At 66.1% G+C, this 20,611-nt stretch carries 22 protein-coding genes and 1 pseudogene; 11 read left to right on the top strand and 12 right to left on the bottom strand.

Annotated features, from left to right (window positions below; genetic code table 11):
- Positions 1-92 precede the first annotated feature (92 nt).
- The gene (gatE, locus tag NBT82_RS04075) at positions 93-1,961 is read left to right on the top strand and encodes a Glu-tRNA(Gln) amidotransferase subunit GatE (protein WP_251330304.1); all 1,869 of its coding nucleotides are present in this window, start codon (positions 93-95) and stop codon (positions 1,959-1,961) included.
- 35 nt (positions 1,962-1,996) lie between these two features.
- Here the strand turns inward: gatE and NBT82_RS04070 are convergent, their stop codons facing one another.
- The 3 genes from NBT82_RS04070 to NBT82_RS04060 form a co-directional block, all read right to left on the bottom strand.
- Positions 1,997-3,262, bottom strand: a complete 1,266-nt coding sequence (locus NBT82_RS04070; protein WP_251330303.1) for a PAS domain S-box protein — start codon at positions 3,260-3,262, stop codon at positions 1,997-1,999.
- A 71-nt stretch (positions 3,263-3,333) separates the two neighbouring features.
- Entirely contained in the window at positions 3,334-3,990 is a 657-nt protein-coding gene (locus NBT82_RS04065; RefSeq protein ID WP_251330302.1) for a DUF7504 family protein, read from the bottom strand.
- Positions 3,983-4,867: a GAF domain-containing protein gene (locus NBT82_RS04060; protein ID WP_251330301.1), complete on the bottom strand. Its 885-nt coding sequence runs from the start codon at positions 4,865-4,867 to the stop codon at positions 3,983-3,985. Before NBT82_RS04060 ends, NBT82_RS04065 begins: the two co-directional genes overlap by 8 nt.
- 112 nt (positions 4,868-4,979) lie before the next feature.
- Here NBT82_RS04060 and NBT82_RS04055 point away from each other — a divergent pair, with 112 nt between their 5' ends.
- Positions 4,980-5,417: a MaoC/PaaZ C-terminal domain-containing protein gene (locus NBT82_RS04055; protein ID WP_251330300.1), complete on the top strand. Its 438-nt coding sequence runs from the start codon at positions 4,980-4,982 to the stop codon at positions 5,415-5,417.
- Positions 5,418-5,501: 84 nt separating this feature from the next.
- On the opposite strand, the gene NBT82_RS04050 is transcribed toward NBT82_RS04055, so the two are convergent.
- Positions 5,502-6,269: an RNA methyltransferase gene (locus NBT82_RS04050; RefSeq protein WP_251330299.1), complete on the bottom strand. Its 768-nt coding sequence runs from the start codon at positions 6,267-6,269 to the stop codon at positions 5,502-5,504.
- Positions 6,266-6,853, bottom strand: a complete 588-nt coding sequence (locus NBT82_RS04045) for a DUF8114 family protein (RefSeq protein ID WP_251330298.1) — start codon at positions 6,851-6,853, stop codon at positions 6,266-6,268. Before NBT82_RS04045 ends, NBT82_RS04050 begins: the two co-directional genes overlap by 4 nt.
- 90 nt (positions 6,854-6,943) lie before the next feature.
- On the opposite strand from NBT82_RS04045, the gene NBT82_RS04040 reads away from it, so the two are divergent.
- From NBT82_RS04040 to NBT82_RS04025, 4 genes are all read left to right on the top strand, one after another.
- Positions 6,944-8,092 carry a dihydropteroate synthase gene (locus NBT82_RS04040; RefSeq protein WP_251330297.1) on the top strand — a complete coding sequence of 383 codons (1,149 nt, stop codon included), beginning with the start codon at positions 6,944-6,946 and terminating at the stop codon, positions 8,090-8,092.
- A 105-nt stretch (positions 8,093-8,197) separates the two neighbouring features.
- Complete coding sequence (locus NBT82_RS04035) at positions 8,198-8,875, top strand: 6-hydroxymethylpterin diphosphokinase MptE-like protein (RefSeq protein WP_251330296.1); 678 nt, start codon at positions 8,198-8,200, stop codon at positions 8,873-8,875.
- A 150-nt stretch (positions 8,876-9,025) separates the two neighbouring features.
- Positions 9,026-9,961 (top strand): RsmB/NOP family class I SAM-dependent RNA methyltransferase, encoded by a 936-nt coding sequence (locus NBT82_RS04030; RefSeq protein ID WP_251330295.1) that lies wholly within the window; start codon positions 9,026-9,028, stop codon positions 9,959-9,961.
- Positions 9,958-10,482 carry a DUF7122 family protein gene (locus NBT82_RS04025; RefSeq protein WP_251330294.1) on the top strand — a complete coding sequence of 175 codons (525 nt, stop codon included), beginning with the start codon at positions 9,958-9,960 and terminating at the stop codon, positions 10,480-10,482. Before NBT82_RS04030 ends, NBT82_RS04025 begins: the two co-directional genes overlap by 4 nt.
- Before the next feature lie 11 nt (positions 10,483-10,493).
- Here the strand turns inward: NBT82_RS04025 and NBT82_RS04020 are convergent, their stop codons facing one another.
- From NBT82_RS04020 to NBT82_RS04000, 5 genes are all read right to left on the bottom strand, one after another.
- Positions 10,494-10,913, bottom strand: a complete 420-nt coding sequence (locus NBT82_RS04020; RefSeq protein WP_251330293.1) for a plastocyanin/azurin family copper-binding protein — start codon at positions 10,911-10,913, stop codon at positions 10,494-10,496.
- On the bottom strand, positions 10,910-12,142 hold the full coding sequence (locus tag NBT82_RS04015; protein WP_251330292.1) for a ZIP family metal transporter: 1,233 nt from the start codon (positions 12,140-12,142) through the stop codon (positions 10,910-10,912). The genes NBT82_RS04020 and NBT82_RS04015 overlap by 4 nt, the downstream gene beginning before the upstream one ends.
- Positions 12,143-13,405: a multicopper oxidase domain-containing protein gene (locus NBT82_RS04010; protein ID WP_251330291.1), complete on the bottom strand. Its 1,263-nt coding sequence runs from the start codon at positions 13,403-13,405 to the stop codon at positions 12,143-12,145. It abuts the gene before it with no gap.
- 340 nt (positions 13,406-13,745) lie between these two features.
- A complete protein-coding gene (locus NBT82_RS04005; protein WP_251330290.1) occupies positions 13,746-14,021 on the bottom strand; it encodes a hypothetical protein in 276 nt (91 codons plus the stop codon).
- The gene (locus NBT82_RS04000; RefSeq protein ID WP_251330289.1) at positions 14,018-15,112 is read right to left on the bottom strand and encodes an SPFH domain-containing protein; all 1,095 of its coding nucleotides are present in this window, start codon (positions 15,110-15,112) and stop codon (positions 14,018-14,020) included. Before NBT82_RS04000 ends, NBT82_RS04005 begins: the two co-directional genes overlap by 4 nt.
- Before the next feature lie 589 nt (positions 15,113-15,701).
- Here NBT82_RS04000 and NBT82_RS03995 point away from each other — a divergent pair.
- From NBT82_RS03995 to NBT82_RS03980, 4 genes are read left to right on the top strand one after another with little or no spacing between them, the layout of a single operon-like run.
- Positions 15,702-16,100 (top strand): ArsR/SmtB family transcription factor, encoded by a 399-nt coding sequence (locus tag NBT82_RS03995; RefSeq protein WP_251330288.1) that lies wholly within the window; start codon positions 15,702-15,704, stop codon positions 16,098-16,100.
- Complete coding sequence (gene arsB, locus NBT82_RS03990) at positions 16,093-17,259, top strand: ACR3 family arsenite efflux transporter (protein WP_305882161.1); 1,167 nt, start codon at positions 16,093-16,095, stop codon at positions 17,257-17,259. The genes NBT82_RS03995 and arsB overlap by 8 nt, the downstream gene beginning before the upstream one ends.
- 15 nt (positions 17,260-17,274) lie before the next feature.
- Positions 17,275-17,739 carry an arsenate-mycothiol transferase ArsC gene (locus NBT82_RS03985; RefSeq protein WP_251330287.1) on the top strand — a complete coding sequence of 155 codons (465 nt, stop codon included), beginning with the start codon at positions 17,275-17,277 and terminating at the stop codon, positions 17,737-17,739.
- The gene (locus NBT82_RS03980; protein WP_251330286.1) at positions 17,736-18,179 is read left to right on the top strand and encodes an arsenate-mycothiol transferase ArsC; all 444 of its coding nucleotides are present in this window, start codon (positions 17,736-17,738) and stop codon (positions 18,177-18,179) included. The genes NBT82_RS03985 and NBT82_RS03980 overlap by 4 nt, the downstream gene beginning before the upstream one ends.
- Before the next feature lie 134 nt (positions 18,180-18,313).
- Here the strand turns inward: NBT82_RS03980 and NBT82_RS03975 are convergent, their stop codons facing one another.
- Together NBT82_RS03975 and NBT82_RS03970 are read right to left on the bottom strand one after the other, a co-directional pair.
- Entirely contained in the window at positions 18,314-19,264 is a 951-nt protein-coding gene (locus tag NBT82_RS03975; protein ID WP_251330285.1) for a permease, read from the bottom strand.
- Positions 19,261-19,641 carry an ArsR/SmtB family transcription factor gene (locus tag NBT82_RS03970; RefSeq protein WP_251330284.1) on the bottom strand — a complete coding sequence of 127 codons (381 nt, stop codon included), beginning with the start codon at positions 19,639-19,641 and terminating at the stop codon, positions 19,261-19,263. The genes NBT82_RS03975 and NBT82_RS03970 overlap by 4 nt, the downstream gene beginning before the upstream one ends.
- A gap of 470 nt (positions 19,642-20,111) precedes the next feature.
- Between NBT82_RS03970 and NBT82_RS03965 the strand changes: the two are divergent.
- Positions 20,112-20,406: pseudogene (locus NBT82_RS03965) on the top strand (transposase); the annotation flags it as partial.
- Between the last annotated feature and the right edge of the window lie 205 nt (positions 20,407-20,611).

Raw genomic sequence — 20,611 nt, 5'->3', positions numbered from 1 at the left:
ATCCGATGAGACCGTCGTGTTTCGAAGACGGGGGGTCAGTCGACGCGGGGGAGACTGAACGCTTTTAGGCTCGCCGGATCGAGATACCGACGATGAGCGAGTACGATTACGAGACGCTCGGGCTGGTCGCGGGGCTGGAGATCCACCAGCAACTCGACACCGCGACGAAACTGTTCTGTGCGTGCCCGACCGAGCGTCGGGACCCCGAGGAGGCGAGTCGGGCGTTCTCCCGGTATCTCCACCCGACGAAGAGCGAACTCGGCGAACTTGACGAGGCCGCAGTCGAGGAGAGTCGCGTCGACCGCGAGTTCGAGTATCTGGCCTTCGACACCACCTGTCTCGTCGAGGAGGACGACGAACCGCCGGGCCGAATCGACGACGAGGCCCTGGACGTGGCCCTCCAGATCGCGGACCTCCTCGATATGACCGCCGTCGACCAGGCCCACGTGATGCGAAAGATCGTCGTCGACGGGTCGAACACCTCCGGGTTCCAGCGTAGCGCGCTCGTCGGGCAGGACGGGCGGATCGAGACGAGCGAGGGCCCCGTCGGCGTCGAGGACCTCCTGCTCGAAGAGGAGAGCGCCGGCCGCGTCGAGGAGACGGACGACGGCGTCCGCTACAGCCTCGACCGACTCGGCATCCCGCTGGTCGAGATCGGCACTCGTCCGGACATCGGAACGCCGGCACAGGCCCGCGAGGCGGCCGAGCGCATCGGCATGCTCCTCCGGTCGACCGGCGCGGTCAAGCGCGGCCTCGGCACCATCCGACAGGACGTCAACGTCTCCATCGCCGAGGGCGCCCGCGTCGAGATCAAGGGCGTCCAAGCGCTCGACCAGATCGACGAGATCGTCAAGCTCGAAGTGCAGCGACAGGTCGAACTCCTCGGGATCGCCGAGGAACTCGCCGACCGCGACGCCGCCGTCGGCGACCCTCGCGACGTGACCGACGTGTTCGCCGACACCGACAGCGGCGTGATCCGGGGGGCCCTGGAGGCCGGCGGAGCGGTCCAGGCCGTCCCGCTCTACGGGTTCGACGCCCTCGTCGGCCGCGAGATCCAGCCCGACCGTCGCTTCGGAACCGAACTCTCCGATCACGCCAAGCGCCACGGCGCCGGCGGCATCTTCCACACGGACGAACTTCCGGCATACGGCGTCACCGAGCGCGAGGTGGCTGCGCTTCGCGACGCCGTGGACGCCGGCCCCGAGGACGCCGTCGCCATCGTCGCCGACGCCCCCGAGACGGCCGAACTGGCCATCGAGGCCGTCGCCGACCGCGCCCGGACGGGCATCGAGGGCGTCCCCGAGGAGACACGCGACGCCACCCAGGAGGGGACGACACGCTATCTCCGTCCCCTCCCCGGCGCGGCGCGGATGTATCCCGAGACGGACGTGCCGCCAGTCGAACTCGACCCGAGCGACGTGGAACGGCCGGAACTGCTGACGGAGAAAGTCGAGCGGTACCGGACGGATCTGGGCCTCGACGCCGGGCTGGCCGAACAGGTGGCCTACGGACGACGGATGCCCCTGTTCGAGGCGGCGGTCGACGCGGGCGTCGACGCCACGTTCGCCGCCGGAGTGCTCGAAGGGACGCTGACCGAACTCCGTCGCGACGACGTGTCGATCGACCGACTCAGCGACGATCACCTACTCGGCGTCCTCCGCCTGGTCGAGGACGGCGACCTGGCGAAGGAGGGCGTCGAGGAGGTCCTGACGACGCTCGCCGAGGATCCGTCCCTCGACCCCGAGGCGGCCGTCGAGGAGGCCGGCCTCTCCGGTGTCTCCGAGCGCGAGGTGCGCGATGCCGTCGCCGAGGCCGTCGACCGCAACGCCGAACAGGTCGAACGCGAGGGGATGGGCGCGTTCTCCGCGCTCATGGGCGAGTGCATGGGCGCCCTCCGCGGCAAGGCCGACGGCGAAGTCGTCAGCGACGCGCTCCGCGAGGAGATCGGCGAGCGAACCTGAGTCGCATCGGTTTCGATTCCAATACAGCCGTTCGATCACACATAGGATTCGAAACGGAAAGCGGCGTGAACGGTCGCCACGTTCAGCGGGTTCCGGAGGTCGTGGGAGACGACGCTCGTGAACTCGTCGAGTCGCTCGTTCCGCCGCTGGAGTTCCCGTTCGTGCTCGCGGCGTTCGGTGATGTCCCTCGCCGACGCGATGAGCGAGACGACGGTTCCCGAGTCGTCGGTGACCGGCCGGACGGTCCCGCTCACGGTCCGCATACTGCCGTCCGCCGTGGCGTGGTCGGCCTCGTACTCGACGTACTCGCCCTCGGCGGCGCGCTCGACCCACTGCCGGACACGCGTCCGGTTCTCGTCGGTCCACCAGGGCGTCGCCCAGAAGGGTTCGCCGACCAGGTCCTCGAGGTCCGCGTCGACGAACTGCATCGCCGTCCGGTTGGCGTCGCGCAGCCGACCGTCCGGGGAGAGCACGCCCACGAGCATCTCCGGATCCTCGAAGACGTCGTCGAGTCGGCGTTCGCTCCGCCGGAGGTCACGTTCCCACCGCTTGCGCTCGGTGATATCCCGTCCCTCGGGCACCAGCGCGGTCACCGTCCCCCGTTCGTCGGTGACCGACCGAACCGAGAAGTCGACCACGGCCTCGCGGTCCGCCCCTTGCACGCGGACCTCGTCCCGGTAGAGTTCGCCGGTACGGGCCCGGGACACCGCCTCGCGTGCCGTCTGCCGAGCCGCGACTCTCGACTGGAACCACGGTGCCTCCCAGAGCGGCGTCCCGACGACCGACTCCCGGTCGACCCCGGCAAAATCGAGGGCCGTCTCGTTGACCTCCACCACCGTCCCGTCCGGGTCGAGGAGGCCGCTGAAGGTGTACGTGTTCTCGAAGGCGGCTTCGAACCGGCGTTCGCGCTCGTGGCAGTCGGTCGCGTCCCGGACGCGGTTCGCCAGGGTCGCGTGGTCGTCGGCGTGGGTCCCCTTCCGGAGGTAGTCGGTGACGCCCGCCGAGATCGCCTCGCTGGCGACCGCTTCGCTTCCCGTGTCCGTATACAGGAGCAAGGGCACCTCCGGGAAACGCTCGCGAACCGCCCGCAGGAATCCGATCCCGGTTCCACCCGGCATCTCGTACTCCGAGACCACACAGTCGACGCCGCCGTCGAGACGGGCGAGTCCGTCGGAAAGGTCGGTCGCCGTCTCGACGGCGAACCGTCCGTCCTCGCGTTCGAGACGTCTCGCCGTCGGATCGACCGTCTCCGCGTCGTCGACGTACAGCACCCGGATGTCGCCGCTGTCCGAGTCCGGCATCGGGGGGACCTCATACTGACGAAACTAATCACTTTCGTACGCGTTCCGTTCCTCCGGACGCGTGCGGCGAGTCACTCGCGGGTGTCCGTCGGGAGCGGATCGAAGGGGATCCACCCCGAGTCCCCGCCGAGAAAGCCCTGTGAGCGGAGTTCCGGACCCTCACGCACGTCGATCCGACCGTCACAGAACTGCGAGAGAGTGCGGAGTTCGCGCTCGTCGTGCATCGCCGGATCGACGAGGAAGACGCCGAGTCCCTCGACCTTGCTCACTCGCCCGACGAGGGTGTGGACGAACCGGGAGACGGTTCGTAGTTCCGTCAGCGAGAGGACGGTCGAGATCGAGAACAGGCCGGTCCGGACTGCCTCGACACCCTCGCGGTGGAACTCCCGATAGAGTTTGGAGTACCGCATCCCGATCCCCGTCAGATCCTGCGCGCTCGAGACGGTCAACACGCGGGCCGGAACGCCGCTGTCGTCGCTATCCAGACAGTCGACGATACCCATTCGATCCGGCGTCGCCTCGATGCCGACCGTCTCACACTCGATCGCGATGTCGGCCGCCGTCGCGTTCGTCGTCAGGATGATGACGCCTTCCTCGTCGCCGCCGGCGAGCATCCGATAGGCGAGTTCCTTGGTGCCGATGTGTGACGGCCCGGCGACGAGAACGCTCGTCCCGCCCGTGACGGGATCGAGCGGGAGACTCTCGAAGGAGTAGGTTCGATTACTCATCGCGATCACCCGCCGTCGCCTCCCGGAGTCGTCTCCGAAGATCGAGTCGATCCATCACGTCGTCGGCGAGCGTCGACAACAGGGTTCGGTCCTCGTCGCCGAAGGCGCGCGGTTCGGCGTCGAACAGACAGAACACGCCGATGGCGTCCCCCTCGTCGGTCCGGATCGGCGCCCCGGCGTAGAAACGAATGTCGGCCGCGACGAGTTCGTCGTTCGTCTCGAACCGCGGGTCCTCTCGGGTGTCGGGGACGACGGTCACCCCGTCGTCGAGGACCGTGTACGTACAGATCGTATCCTCACGCGCCAGGCTGTCGACGTCGGTGCCGTGGCAGGCGACGAACCGCTCCTCGTGAGCTTCGAGGAAGCCGACCGTAGCCGAGTCGACGTCGAAAAGCGCCGCGGCGACGGTCGTGAGACGGTCGAGCGACGTGTCGAGGGCGCTCGGGTCGTCGACGTACTCCTCGACGGCGTCGAGGCGGGCCACCTCGTCCCGCGGGAGGGGATAGGCGGTCTGGCTCCGGTTGTCGATGCCGAACGACAGCAGGTCGACGAGTTCCTCGCGAGCGTCCGGTAGGCCCTTGTCGACGTACTCGGCGACCGTCGTCCCGAGGGCGGCCGTCTCCAGTTCGTCGAACCCCGCGTCGGTAAAGAGCACGCAGGTCGCGTCCGGGACGACCGTCCGGACCTCGTCGACGAGTTCGAGTCCGGTCCCGTCGGGGAGGTCGTACTCGGTGACCACGCCCACGACCGACTCGTCGAGTGTCTCGCGAGCCTCGTGCAGGGAGCCACAGACCGTCGCGTCGATACCGACACGACTGAGTGCTGACTGCGTGGCGTGCCCCTCGTCCGAGGCTGGATCGACACAGAGAACCCTCATGGCCTACATCTGGCCGGCACCCATCATAAGTTCCCGACATCGAGTCGTCGACAGGTCGGGAGACGGCCCCGAGGGAGAACGTACTTGATCCCGGCCGCCGTCGACCGGTCCGATGACGGTCTTTCTCGACGAGGTCGAGCGGTGGGACGACGAGTCGTACGGAACCTACGCGGTCACCGAGGACGAGATCGTGTCGTTCGCCGAGCGGTACGATCCACAGTGGTTCCACACCGACCCCGACCGCGCGGCCGACTCCATCTACGGCGACCTGATCGCGAGCGGGTGGCACACCGCCTCAATGTCGATGCGGCTGTTCGTCGACGGCTTCCTCTCGGAGACGGCGACGCTCGGCGCGAAGGGACTGGACCGCCTCCGCTGGCCGAAGCCGGTCGTTCCCGGCGACGAACTGACGATCCACTCGACCATCCACGGCGTCGACGAGTCGGACGGCACCGACGACTACGGCGTGGTGCGCTGGGGGGTCGAGACGACTGCCGGCGAGAAGACGGTCCTCGCCATCGAGGCGCTCGTACTGGTCGCACGGGAGTGACGGCGGGAGTCGCCGTCCGGGCGGGGTCGCCACGTCGGTTCGGGCGGCCGATCGTAACTGGTTCGAGGCGTACTGTTGGCAGTATCACCACCGGTCGGGTTCGTCGTACTCCGCCAGCAGTTCGCGTCGGTGGTCCAACTGTCCAGTCGCTCGCCGCAACACTCCGAGCAGGGTGTGGATCTCCCGATCCGTCGGGTGGGCACGGCCGATCAGCCGGCGCACCAGTCGCCGGGTCTTGTCGCGTTTGACCTCCCGGTATCCGCTGGCGTCCAGAAACTCCGCCACGAAGTCGTGGAAGCGTTCGACGTCGGCCTCGTCGGCCCGTTCGCGCTCCACGTCCGGCAGTTGTGTCTCCTCGACGGTCTGGTCGCGGAGTTCGTAGAGCAGGATCGTCGCGGCCTGGCCGAGGTTGAGGACGGGGTAGTCCGCGCTCGCCGGGATCGAACACACCTCGTCCAGTCGGCCGAGTTCCTCGTTGTCGAGGCCGCGACCCTCCCGGCCGAACACCAGCGCGGTCGGCGCGTCGACGGTCGACAGGCTCTCGGCCAACTCCCGCGGCGTCTTGAACGGGAAGCGCACGTGGCGGCGGCTGTCCTCGCCGGTGATCGCCGTACAGCCGACGGTGTGGTAGTCGGCCACCACCTCGTCGAAGGTCACCTCCTCGGCGTTCGGGAGCACGTCCTCCCGGGCGTGGCCGGCGAAGCCGTAGGCCTCCCCGTCGGGATCGAGGGGTGGCGGATTCACCAACTTCAGTTCCGTCAGCCCGAAATTCTTCATCGCTCGGGCGATGGTGCCGACGTTGCCCGGCGTCTCCGCGTCGACGACGACGACGACCGGTCGCTGCCCGCTCATCGGGACGGATAGTCGGTGCCGAGGTCGACCTCGTCGAGGTCGAGGTCCGCGTCGGCCGCGCCGTCGCCGTCCGTATCGTCCGCGTCGTCGACGTCGCGCAGATCGATCCGCCGGCCCTCGAAGTCCTCGTTGAGGCGGCGGTGGATCTCCTGGGGGTCGGGCGGCGAGGGGAGTTCCGACCGGTCGGTCTCGACGTGGTCGAGGCCGCCGTACTCCTCCGGTGCACGTCCGCCGGCGTCGAACCACTCGTGGAACTCGTCGGCGAAGGTCTCCTCGCCGCGGTGGGCTGCCCCGCCCGCCTCGCGATACCAGTAGAGGAAATCCGCCTCGTGGGACTCACACAACAGGATCTCCCCGCCGGGTTCGCCGTAGACGATCGCCGCGGGCGTACACCGATCGACGTCCGCCTCGCCGTGAACCAGATAGCAGGCGTCACAGGGTTTGTCGACCAGCCGGGTGAGTCGAACGAGCCGATCCCGCGGGTCCGGCGGAATCTCGTCGAGAGGTTTGAACTCCCCGTCGTCGGTGAACACGTCGGATTCCTCGAAGCGCCAGCCGCGAAGCCCGATACTGACCTTAGCCATTATCCGGTGGTAGTGCTCGGGTGAACAAAAAGAGCGTGTCTTGGGCGGTCCACCGGTCCGCATATGGTGATCGGGTCCCGAGGGGTCCCCATGCGAAACGTGGACGCCGCGGGCCTCGGCATCGGCGACGACTACCCGCCACGGCTCATGGGCGTGTTGAACGTGAGCCAGGAGTCTCCGTACGAGCCGAGCGTCTTCGACGACCCCGGAGAGGCCGCCGCCTACGTCGACGAGGAACTCATCGGCGAGGGTGCCGACATCGTCGACGTGGGCCTCGAATCCGCGAACAAGCGCTTCGAGGTGCTCTCCGCGGAGGAGGAACTCGACCGTCTCGACACCGCCGTCGCGGCGATGGAGAGCGTCTCCGGCGACGCCGTCTTCTCGATCGAGACGCGCTATCACGAGGTGGCCGAGGCGGCCCTCGACGCCGGCTTCGACATGGTAAACGACATCTGCGGGTTCGCCGACCCCGAGATGCCACGGGTCTGTGCCGAGCGCGACGTGGCGGTCGCAAAGATGGCCAGTCCGCCCGACCTCACCCGTCCCGGCGCCGTCGAGTCGGTCGACGATATCTACGAGGCACTACAGCGGGAGGGACTCACCGACAAGACCATCGTCGACCCCGCGTTCGGCGGTTGGAGCGAGGCGAAGACCCTCGACGACGACCGCGAGACCTTTCGCCGACTCCGGGAGTTTCGCGGCCTCGACCGGCCGATCCTCGTCTCAATCAACCGCAAGAACTTCCTCCGTGATCTGGCCGGGCGCTCCACCGAGGCGGCCCTGCCCGTGAGCCTCGCCGCCACCGCGATGGCCGTCGAACGCGGCGCCCACGTGATCCGCACTCACGACGTCGCCGAGACGCGGGACGCCGCCCTCGTCGGCGACGCCTTCGCCCGGGACCGACTGCGGGCGACCGACGCCGAGGTGACCGTCGAACAACTCGACGTGACGACCGTCCGCGAGATGGGCCGACACCTCGACCGCCTCGGGGGCGACGACGCCGCCGACCGTCGGGGGACGATCCGCGTCTTCGAACTCGGCGGGCTCTCCCCGAGCGAGCGAGACGCCCTGGCGGCCGCCACGCGCGGCACGCCCGCGACCGTCGCCGGCGCGGCGGACGACGACCGGCGCTTGCTCGCGGGGACGCCCGCCGATCTGTCGACCGTCGTCGAGGCCGCGACGGGCCGTTCCGACGCCCTAGACCGGGCGCTCGCGGCGGTCGACGAGATTGACGACTAAGAGAAAGCTTATGCCAGACGCTTCGAAAATGGGGCCGTGGAAGCCGGGGCGACACTCGGGTAGGGGTACTTGGTGTCGTGCCGGCTACTGTGTCCTTATTGCGCGATGAACTACCGCACCTGGAGTCCCGTCTACGACCGGATCCTCGACGACTTCGGCTACAGCCGCGCCGCCGACGAACGGGCACGCGACGCGCTCGCGGCCCTCGTCGACACCTTCGACGAGTCGCGACTCGACCCCATCGCCGGCGCCACCGTCGCCGTCGCCGGCGCCGGTCCCTCCCTGACCGAGGAGTTCGACGTCGCGGCGGCGGCGGACCGCGTCGTCGCCGCCTCCACCGCCGCGAAGACGCTCCGCGAGGCCGGCGTCGCCGTCGACCTGATGGTCACCGACCTCGACAAGACGCCGGCCACGGCCCGGGATCTGACCCGCGAGGGCGTCCCCGTTGCCGTCCACGCCCACGGCGACAACGTCCCCGCGGTCGAGGAGTGGGTCCCGCGGTTCGACGGCGAGTACGTCCTCCCGACGACGCAGGCCGAGCCGCGGGGACCGGTCGTGAACTACGGTGGCTTCACCGACGGTGATCGGGCCGCCTTCCTCGCCGACGCCGTCGGCGCCGCGACACTGTCGTTCCCGGGGTGGGACTTCGACGACCGGACCGTCGACGCGACGAAGCGGAAGAAACTCGCCTGGGCCGAGCGGCTACTCGCCTGGCTCGAACGCCGGCGTGACGAGCGGTTCGACGTACTCGACGGACGGCGCGACGACGTGAAACCGTTCTGAACGGTCAGGGGGTCGTGTCGCGTCCGTCGTGCCCGGTCACCGACAGCCTCACCGGGAGCCGCCAGCGCCGCCGTCTGAGGGAGTCGGCAGCCGGCCCCGCGCCGAGAGCGGGTCGAAACCCACTAACCCCACCCCCGCGAAGGTCGGCCGATGACTCCGCTGGAGCGGTACGAATCGCTCGTCGACGACGTCGAGGCGTTCCGGGCGGCCTGTGACCGGCCGCTCCCGTCGGTCGTCCGCGTCAACACGATCAAGGCGACCGTCGACCGGGTGCGGACGGCCCTCGACGCCGCGGGCGTCGCCCACGAGCAGACCGACTGGCATCCCGGCGTGCTCCGCCTGCCCGCGGACTCGCCCGGTCGGAACTGGCCCCACGCCCACGGCTGGATCCACGGCCAGGAGGAGGTGTCGAACCTGCCGGCGGTGATCCTCGACCCCGACCCCGACGACCGGGTGTGGGACGCCTGCGCCGCCCCCGGGAGCAAGACGACGCAACTGGCGGCGCTGATGGACGACTCGGGGCTGCTGGTCGGCAACGACAACAACCTCGGTCGGCTCTCGGCGCTCCGCCACAACGCCGAGCGCCTCGGCGTGACGAACCTCGTGGTCACCAACCGGGACGCGCGCAACTTCTCGCTGAAGCCGCTGGGGGGTGGCGGCCGGGACGCCGACGACGGCGTCGACGCCTTCGACCGCGTCCTCGTCGACGCGCCCTGTTCCTGCGAGGGCACCATCCGCAAGAACCCCGACGCCTTCGACACCTGGTCGCTGGATCACGTCCACAGCGTCGCGGGCGTCCAGAAGGGGATCCTCCGGCGGGCGGTCCAGGCCACCCGTCCCGGCGGGACTGTCGTCTACTCCACCTGTACGTTCGCGCCGGAGGAGAACGAGGCAGTGCTGGATCACGTCCTCGACGCGGAGGACTGTCGCCTCGTCGACGTCGACGCCCCCCTCGACGGCGTGTCCGGCGTCACCGAGTGGGATGGTGAGGCGTACGATCCGAGCGTCGAGAAGGCGCTCCGCATCTACCCACACCACAACGACACGGGCGGCTTTTTCTGTGCGAAACTGGAGGTGGGCGCGTGAGCGACGACCCCGCGAACGACGGCCAGGTGTTCGACCGCCTGCCCGCGACGGCCGCCGAACGCGAGGTGCCCGGCCGGGCGACCCGAGCCGAAGTGATCGAGTGGTGGGTCGACCGCTTCGGCCTGTCGGCCGAAACGTTCGACGGGGACACCTTCTGGGAGAAAGGCGCCGGGAAGATCTGGATCTTCGGCGCGGACCTGCCGACGCCCGTCGACGTCGAGGGCGTCGGCATGACGTTCCTGCGGACCCGACAGGAACACTGGAAACCGACAACGAACGCCGTCCAGCGGTTCGGCGGCGCGGCGACGCGAAACGTGATCGGACTCGGGCCCGACGAGGCCGCACGCTTTCTCGCCGGTGAGGACCTCGACCCGGCGTGGGACGGCGACTGGGGCTACCTGATCGTCGCCCACGAGATCGCTGGCGAGCGCGAACCGATCGGCGTCGGCCTCTACGTCCACGACGAGTTGCGGTCCGTGATCCCCAAGGGCCGGCGGGCGTCGCTGCCGGCGCGGGAGTGAGGGCGGACGGGTCAGCCGCGTCGGTCGGCCCGGACGGCGACGCGGCCGGTCATCCCGGACCCCTCGTGAGGGACACAGAAGTAGTCGTAGGTGCCCGGCGTCCCGAAGGTGTGTTCGTAGGCGTCACCGGCCGCGATCAGCCCGCCCCCGATGTCGTCGCGCGCGGCGCGTTCGCTCTCGAACCCGCCGCTTGCGAAGTAGGAGGCGTCCGCCGGGACGCCCCTGGCATAGGCCGTCACGGAATGCCGTACGTCGTCGTCGTTCACCCACCGGACCGTCGATCCGGCGGGGACGGTGATCCGTGCTGGATCGTACGCGAAGCCGTCGGTCATCGACACGCCCTGGGGGCCGTTCCGTCTCCCGGCCGAACAGCCGGCGAGACTCCCGAGCAGTGCGGCGCCGCCGAGTCGAAGGAGGGTGCGACGGTTCATAGGGCGACGAAGAGGTCGGTGGCGTACATCACGACCAGTCCGACGAGGAACGTGAGGAGGTTGAGCGCCGTCGAGGACGCCCCGCCTCGACCGATCATGGCCCGAAGCTCTCCGACGACCTGGAGGATGGCGCCGACGCCGACGGCGAGAAAGAGGGCGCCGAGCGTCGGCGAGTACGCGAGGCTGCCGAGCCATCCCCCGAGGATCACCGGCGCGCCCGCGAGGACGCCCATCCCGGCGAAATGTCGAATCAGCGGGCGCTCGCCGCGGGCCACCGGGGCAACGACCGCGGGTCCCTCGGTCACGTTGTGGAGCATGAAGCCCACCACGAGGAAGGCGCCGAGCGAGACGCGCCCGAGCGCGAACGAACTGCCGATGGCGAGCCCCTCCGCGAGGTTGTGGAGGCCGATGCCGAGCGCGACGAGATAGGCGACCCGGAGACCGCTCGCCGCACGGGCGTCGCCGTCTTCCGCCCGGGCCTCGCGCCACGCACTCACGGACTGCACCGCCAGGAACGCCCCGAGGACGCCCAGCGCGACGAGGGCCTGTCCCTCGAAGGCCCCGGGAACCCGTTCGGCGAGTTCGACGGCCTCGATCCCGGCGTCGATCGCGAGGAAGACGAGGATGCCCGCGGAGAACGCGAGGACGGCGTGCAGCCACCGGTCGCTCATCGTCCGGAGGAAGGGGAACCAGAGCATTCCGAGGGCGACGGGAACGACGCCGACGAACAGACCGATGGCGGCCATCGTGAGCAGGAGGTCCGCGGTCAATCCGGGCGACTCGCTCGGGGCGACGAGCGTGTGGTGGACCGTGGCTCCGTCCGAGAGCACGAGGGCGAACCCGAGATCCCACCCCGGAGTCCAGTGGTAGGGGACGACGACACGGGCGCGCTCCCGTGGCGCGAGCGTGGCGTCCCCGCCAGCGCCGCGCACCTCGAAGTGCCAGTAGGCGTCGTCGACGAGCACCTGCGAGATGGTCACCGCGTCCGGGCCGTTGTTCGTGACGTGAAGGATCACCGTCTCGTCGTCGGGCAGGGTGGTGTGGCTCACCGTCACGTCGGGGAGAGGTTCGCCGCCGGCGTCGAGCGACGCGAACGGCGTCGCGGCGAAGAAGCCGCCGGCGAGCAGCGCTAGCAGGAGCAGTGGGAGGACGGCCGCGGCCCAGCGTGGCAGTCCCAGCGGTCGGTCGATCCGTGGGGCGGCCGTCCCACCGTCGGTCGAGTCGGTCATTCAGATCACCTCGAAGAAGCTCATCCAGCCGAGTTCGGCGAACTCGGACTGGTGAGCGTGGAACATGTACAGTCCCGGATCGTGTGACGCGTAGTCGAGTTCGATGATCCCGCGCTGGGCCTGACACTGCATGACCGTATCCACCGTCGCGTGGGTGGGGCGCAGTCCCGTCCCGTGATCGTAGTAGTCGAAGAACTGCGAGTGGGTGTGAAAGGAGTTGATGGGGTCGAACTCGATGGCGTTGATCAGGTACACCCGCTGGCGGCGCGTCCGGTCCACCTGGATCGGGTGTTTCGTCTCGCCGGGCTCCCAGTGGCCCTCGCCGTCGGTGTCGCCGACGCCGTAGGCGAACGCGCGGGTGTTGACGGCGTACACCTCGTTGTCGCCGTCGAAGTTCGTGTCGAAGCCGTTCATCACCATCACCAGTTCGTCGACGGCGTCGTTGGCGTCGTGAGCGTGGTTGCGGGTCTCCGCTTCGGCGACGAGGTCCGCACTGAGCGCCGGGGTGATCTGCGAGGGATGCGCGTCACAGTACTCCGCGGGCCGCTCGGACACCCGCTCCGGATCGGGATCGACGACGATGGCGCCGTACAGGCCCCGGTGGATGTGCTCTTTCAGCGGGAGCGAGTGGCAGTGATAGAAGTGACAGCCGGCCGGCTGTGCGATCCACTCGTAGGTGTAGGACTCGCCGGTGTCGAGGACGCCGGGACCGTTCGTCGGCACCCCGTCCATCGACGGATCGAGGTTGCGGAGGTGGGGGTGGATGGTGTGGGCGTGTCGGCCCAGGTTCTCGAAGTGAACGCGAATCAGGTCGCCCTCGACGGCCCGGAGCGTCGGCCCGGGCACCTGCCCGTTGTAGGCCCACGCCGAGAACTCGACGCCCGGCGCGATGGTGACCGTCGTGTCGACGGCGGTGAGGGTGAACTCGCGGACGGTCCGACCGTCCTCCTCGTAGACGTCCTGTGGGACGTTCTCGCTCTCGCCGCGGCCCGTGTTGAACCGCCGCAGGTACTCGTGTGGGTCGAACTCCAGGTCGCGGTACTCGCCCACGGCGCCGAAGTTGCCGTGCGAGCCGTCCTGACCGCCGGCGTGACCGCCGTCGTCCGCCCGGCCCACGCCCGCGAGGGTCGCCCCGCCCGCCAAGCCGAGGCCGCCGAGGACCGACCGCCGCGTAGCCGTGAGTTCCGAGCGGAGGCCCTCGACCAGTCGGGCCTCCAGGCGCTTCGTGAGCGCTGCGGCGTCCGGGTAGGTCAGCGACGGCATCGACGCCACCTCACGGCCCCGGCCGACCAACCGTCGTACGCGGTTACCGAACGTGAATTAGTATTACACATTCTTATGAATTAGATGCGGCTAATTAAAATATTTGCCCTCGTTCCACAGGGCCCCGTTCGTGGCACCGGACCAACCGATCCGGCGCCTCTCCGAGACTACGGCCGGTGTTGCCGCCGAGCGGACGGGTCGTCCGCCCGCTACGCGGGGCCGTGGACACCCGACCGCGAAACGAACCGAATACCGGGTTCTCGGGGCCATCCCGCGGCGGTGGTCGTCCGATCGGGATCCCGGTGCGTGTGATCCAGCGCCGTCGACGGTGTGGCGGCCGTCAGGCGCTGGCGACGGGGTCGTTCATGAACGCGAACGCGATCCGTTTTGCCGCCTCTAGGTCGGCGGCGGTACCGAGGTTACCGTCCCGTCCCGACCGGTGGACGGCGTACGCCCAGACGTTGTCTCCGTTGATCACCTCGTGGATGTACACCGCGTTTCTGGTGTCTTCCTGTCGATAGAGCACCGTGGTGTAGTCCCGGCCCATGAGTTCGTCGTACGTCGTCCGCTCCGTTTCCAACTCCCATCCCCTCGGAGGGTTTCGTTCGGCAGTCATGCTCCATCACCGGTGGAGGCGGCGCTCTCGGCGCTCGGAGCCCCGTCCTTGACTGCCTTGGCCTGTTGTTCTAACTCTTCGATATCCATCTCCGACGCTCGGTCGATTTCGCCGAGTATCTCCTTGATGTCGTCGAGTCCGACGAGTTCGCGCGTCTCGGCGTCGAACTGGAGACTCTCTAGCTGCTGTTCGTCGCCCGATACGTCGCTCCCGGTGAGGTGCTTGCCGTAGCGACCCACCAGCGAGGTGAGTTCCTGCGGGAGGACGAACGTCGTCGACTCCCCCTGACCGATCGCTTCGAGCGTCTCCATCCCCTTGTCGATGATCGCACGCTCACCCATCGACTCCGCGGATTTCGCGCGCAAGACCGTCGAGATCGCGTCGCCCTGTGCCTCGAGGATCTGGCTTTGCTTTTCGCCCTGTGCTCTGATGATGTTCGACTGCTTGTCACCCTCGGCTTTCTCGACGGCACTCCGGCGGTCGCCCTGTGCCTCGAGGATCGTCGCCCGACGTCTCCGCTCTGCACCGGTCTGCTGTTCCATCGCGTTCTGCACCTCGGGGCTGGGATTGACCTCTCGGACTTCGACCGACTCGACGCGAATCCCCCAATCGTCGGTGGGTTCGTCCAGTTCCTTGCGGATGCGCGCGTTGATCTCCTGGCGCTTGTTCAGCGTGTCGTCGAGTTCCATGTCGCCGATGACCGCCCGGAGCGTGGTCTGGGCGAGGTTCGAAACCGCCGTCTTGTAGTCGTCGACCTCCAAAAACGCCTTCTTCGCATCCATCACACGGAGATAGACGACGGCGTCCGCCGTCACGGGGGAGTTGTCCCGCGTGATCGCCTCCTGTCGGGGCACGTCCATCGTCTGTGTGCGCATGTCGAACGTGTACGTGCGTGACACGAACGGCGGAACGAAGTTGATGCCCGGTTCGAGCAACCCCCGATACTCGCCGAACACGGTGAGCGCCTGCTTGTCGTAGGCGTCGACGAACCGAACCATCTGCGAGACGGTCACTATCGCCAACACCAAGACGAACAGGCCGACTATCGTGAACCCGAGGGCGGAAACCTGCAGCGGGACCGAGTCGTACATGTGTTGCAGATGCGCTCCGTGACTGCATCAAGGGACGAGATTTTCACACTCCTCGGAGTTGTGATTATTCGAGTCATCCGCGGGGGAGCGCGGTCGGTCGCGTCAGGACCCATCACGCACGACGAGCGGACACGCAACGAATCCGGGACGGTCGACGGGTCAGTGTCCGTACGAGCAGTCTCACGCACGGGTGATGCAGTTGGTGAGACTGGCTGTCTCAATGCATACGGCTCCGATCGACTCGATTGGTGTAGCGGGAGACTGATCGGGATGAATTCGTTGGTAGATATCTCCCGTTATTCGATTCAGCTCATGGTTGTCCCTGGATAAAGAGGGAGTCTGCGTCTCCCGTTTGTTGCCGTAGCCACCGAGGAATTCCGTTCCGTTACGCTACTTGCGGCCTCTCACTGGCACGACTTCGCTGTGATTCGGTCACTGAGTTCTCCCCCATATTCAGATTTAAATACTGTTCAACTGGAATTCGTTCCGCATATTTTCGACTGTCGTTTTTCGCATATTGGCCTACGTGTGTGAGTGATATCTTGCCATACCGCAACTATTAATTGAAGATCTACTCAATTCAATATCGATGGGGCAAACTACAGAACGACTTCGACGCTATCTCGATGACGAACTCGGGGAGTGTCGCAACGAGGATGTCGAGCGCCGCCTCGACGAACTCAGCACCCTCGAAGCAGCACTCGGGACACCACAGGTGAACACTGAACTCGATGTGCTCTCTGCACTCTCCAACGAGACACGATACACCCTGGTCCGTGTGCTCGTTGCCGCACAAGAAGAACTCTGTGTCTGTGAACTGAATGCGGTCGTCGACGTGACCGAGAGCGGGCTCAGCCACGCGCTCTCGAAACTCGTCGAGGCAGGACTAGTCGAGGGCCGCAAGGATGGCCGGTGGAAGAAGTACCGTGCTACTAACCGGGCTGTCGCGCTCGTCACCGTCCTCGAGGGGAGTGTGAGCGATGAGTAACGTCGAGGCCCACGACCACGGCTCGAACTGCGACTGTGAGAGCTGTGGCGACCCGCGGTCGATGGACTTCCTCGATAAGTACCTCACCGTCTGGATCCTCGGTGCGATGGCCGTCGGCGTGGGACTCGGATTCGTCGCCCCGTCGGTAACCCAGCCGATACAGGACTTCCACCTCGTCGAAATCGGGCTCATCGCTATGATGTATCCGCCGCTGGCGAAGGCCGATTACTCGCAACTTCGCGCAGTGTTCAGCAACTGGCGCGTCCTCGGGTTGAGCCTCGTCCAGAACTGGCTGATCGGCCCGACGCTCATGTTCGGACTCGCCGTGATCTTCTTCAGCGGACTGGTTCCCGGCCTGCCTGCTCGCCCGGAGTTCTTCCTCGGGCTCGTGTTCATCGGGATGGCCCGCTGCATCGCGATGGTGCTCGTTTGGAACGAACTCGCAGAGGGCTCGACCGAGTACGTTACCGGGCTGGTGGCGTTCAACAGCCTCTTCCAGATCATCACGTATGGTGTCTACGTCTGGTTCTTCGGGCTGTTCCTCCCGCCACTGCTCGGGACGGAGACGCTCGTCGCGGGCATCGAGGCGTTCAACGTGACGCCGATCCAGGTGTTCCAGGCGATCGTTATCTTCCTCGGCATCCCCTTCGTCGGCGGATTCCTGACGCGGTACGTCGGCACACGTACCAAAGGCCAGGAGTGGTACGACGAGACCTTGGTCCCGAAGATCGACCCACTCACACTCGTCGCGCTCCTCTTTACGGTTATCGTGATGTTCGCCACGCAAGGCGAGAACATCGTCGCCTCGCCCGGTGACGTGCTCCTGATCGCCGTCCCGCTGACGATCTACTTCGTGGTGATGTTCCTCGTGAGCTTCGGGATGGGCAAGGGCATCGGCGCGGACTACTCGACCACGACGGCCATCGGGTTCACCGCCGCCTCGAACAACTTCGAGCTCGCGATCGCGGTCGCCGTCGCGGTGTTCGGTGTCGGCTCCGGTGTCGCGTTCACGACCGTCGTCGGCCCGCTCATCGAGGTGCCTGTCCTGTTGGCGCTGGTCAACCTCGCCCTGTACTTCCAGCACAAGTTCGACTGGAGTGGTGCCACGACCGGACAGCTCGGCACGTCTTCTTCCACACCGCCCGCCGAAGACGACTGACGAGAGGACACACCGATGGCACCACACACAGACATCCCCGATCCGATTCGCCTCGGGTTCGTCTGCGTCGAAAACGCAGGCCGGAGTCAGATCGCCGCCGCGCTCGCCGAAACCCAAGTTCAGGTTCAGAATCGAAGTGACATCGAGGTCGTTTCTGGTGGGACCGATCCCGCTGACGCGATCCATCCGAGCGTCATAGAGGTGATGGCTGAGAAAGGCTACGACTTATCCGACCGGTCACCGACGAAGATCACCCGTGATGCGCTTGAGGCGTGCGAGTTTGTCGTATTGATGGGCTGTGAACTGTCGATTGAGGGCATTCCACCCGGGGTCGTCGTTCGAGACTGGGGGCTCGTCGACCCAGTAGGCTCCGATCGGGAGTCGGTCTGGGCGATCAGTACCGAAATCGAACAGCAGGTGATCGAACTCTTCGACGATCTGCCGACACGGGCGGAGCGTCGCACACTACACAACATATGACTGAGAACACAGAATCCGATCCGTTGAGAATCGCCTTCGTCTGCGTGCAGAACGCAGGCCGCTCGCAGATGGCCTACGCGTTCGCACAGCGAGAAGTCGAACAGCGAGGACTTAAGGACGCAATCGAACTCATCACTGGCGGAACGCGACCTGCCGACCACGTCCACGACCAGGTCGTCCGGGCGATGCACGCAGTGGGAATCGATCTCTCGGGGCGGACCCCACGGGAGATCACGTTCGAGGAGACACAGGAAAGCGATTACGTCATCACGATGGGCTGTTCGACCGACGGCGTCTGTCCCGCGGGATGGGCGGGCGAGAACCGCGACTGGAACCTTGACGACCCGGACGGGAAGTCGGCTGCTGAGGTCGGTCGCATCCGCGACGAGATCGAACGACGCGTGACCGACCTCTTCGACGGAGTTGAACCCCAGATCTGAGTACGTGGGCCGTCGCGCGGGTTGGAGGATTTCGCATCGACACACACACACTCTCCTTTGTCGGTTGCGTTACGAAGCCCCAAACGGTTCTATCTGCTGAAGTCGTTGGAAAATTCGACCGTCGCGTCATTCGATCAGACGAAGAGGAAGTTCACCCCGTAACCGAGGACCGTCCCGATCGTGACGACAGTCACGGCATAGACAACGAGGAGTTTCCGCTCGAAGAGTTTGTTGAGAAGAATCAGGTTCGGAATACTGACTCCTGCACCACCGACGACGAACGCGATGACGGTCCCAATCGGAACGCCTTGGTCGACGAGTGGGGCAGCGATGCCGAGCATTCCTGCCATACTGACGTACAGCGGTGCGCCTGCGAGTGCGGCCAACGGGACCGCCAGCGGGTTTCCGGCGACTTGCTGGAGCCACGAAGCAGGAACTGCTCCGTGAATCAGCGCACCGAGCGTCATCCCGAGCAGTAGATACGGGAACGTATCCTTGAAGAACGACCACGCACCCCCGGCAGCGGTTTCAACGTGTTCGCGGTGGCTCTTCGTCGTCTGGACACTACTTGAGCACGAACACGATGCGATTCCCCCGTCCGTCGCGACTGTTCGATCGTTCGTCGTGATCCGCACGTCCTTGACCAAGTGACCGAGATCGAACGTGTCGATAACGACCCCGCCGACGATCGCGGCGACCAGTGCGGAGACGAGATAGATCGCCGTGATTTCCACACCGAACAGTCCCAACAACAGGAACGCCGCGATCTCGTTGACGATGGGAGACGCCAGCAGGAACGAAAACGACAGTCCGAGCGGGGCACCAGCACCGAGCAACCCGGCAAGGACTGGAACGGTCGAACACGAGCAAAACGGCGTCACGGCACCCAGCCCCGCCGCTGCGACGTTCCCGCTCCCGCGATTTCGCTTCCGGAGCATCGCCTCGACCTTCTCGGGCGGCAGATACTCCTCGACGAGCCCAACGAGGAACGAGGCCCCGATGAACAGCGGAGCGAGAATCGTCACCAGATGGAGGAAGTAGTTCCAGGAATCGAGCAACGCCGTCTCGATACCCGACGGAATCACGCTGTCTCCTCCGCAAGTGCGGTCGCGATATCGAGCAACTGGAGGACTGCCGTATCACCGATGCGGTAATACGTCCACTTTCCCTGTCGACGCGTGTTGACGAGTCCGGCGTCTTTGAGTTCACGGAGGTGGCTCGCGACGGTCGACTGGGGTGCATCGAGAACGACCTGGATTTCACAGGCACACAGTTCCCCGTCTCTGAGCGCTTCGAGGATTCGGATCCGGTGCTCGTTCGAGAGGGCTTTGAAGACCGCTTGCGTCGCTTCGATCTCCGTGTCGTCGGGTGTCAGTTCGAACAGCGACGTGAGACGGTCTTCCGGATCATCGTAGAGGCGATCAAGGGTCTGTCGTGTTGATTCTGGAACCGAATCAGCCATGTTTCGTTATTCCCCGTCGTCGACTTCTTCGATCTCGACGCCACAGCAGTCGCCGTCTGGATCCGACTGAGTTCCGAACAGCGTATCCGTGATCTTCCCGAGTAGCGAGCTCGTCATACAAATCGATAATACTCGGTTTGTCACTAAAAGCCTTTGATCGTGGGGGATCGCTGCTGTTCTCGCCATAGCATTTCAGCCGTAGATTCTGCGGGAAAGTGCCATAGGGGTCTTCTGGTGGTCTTGTAGTCCCGTTCCATCCCGGCACATTCGTATTGGTAAATGTCGAATCGTTTGTGCCGTCCTGATCACTCGGTTACAGACGTGTTTTCAAGCCATAGATCGCGCCGAACCGTCTTTCGACGGATCGCCCGACACTCGCATATCGAGTGGCCAGCGTTCGCTTCAACGCCGTTCTACGATCGGACATCAACAGGAGGAATAGAATCGGACGTTCGCACGGTCTCGGAGTGGCCTACTGGGGCTTGCAGAGGGGATCCGTGAGAACCTAGCCACTAATCAGGGTGCTCGTAGCTTCACCTACGAATCGACTCGAAACCGGACGCCGTTGGGTCACGCCCACCGCGAGTATATTCGCGATCCCTCGGTATCAGAGATTCACGAGATGTACCGACGGGCCATCAGACTCCTGAGCGAAGTCACGGAGATAGAGAGTTCGTCCGAGCCGGAATCATCGCCATCGATATCACCGAAGTAGATTCGCCCACCGGTGATAGAACGGGCCACGACGCCGAAAGCATCGAGACGTAAGAGCAGACCGACGGATACGCCTCCCAGTGGGCAGTGTCCACTCGTCGATTCAGCTGGACCCACGCATTACAGCCCCACTCGCGTAGTCTCTTCCACGGGTGCCGTGGAAGTTGAGACCACAGCGGGTTTAGCGGGGCTGTGATGCGTAGTATCGGCCGATTCAGTGAACCGAAACTAACTCAGATTGCTCTCCAAACGGCCA

The sequence above is a fragment of the Haloplanus sp. HW8-1 genome, from assembly GCF_023703795.1.
Lineage (GTDB): Archaea > Halobacteriota > Halobacteria > Halobacteriales > Haloferacaceae > Haloplanus > Haloplanus pelagicus.
Note: the sequence above shows the minus strand (reverse complement) of the source record. Positions and strands in the feature narration are given on the sequence as shown.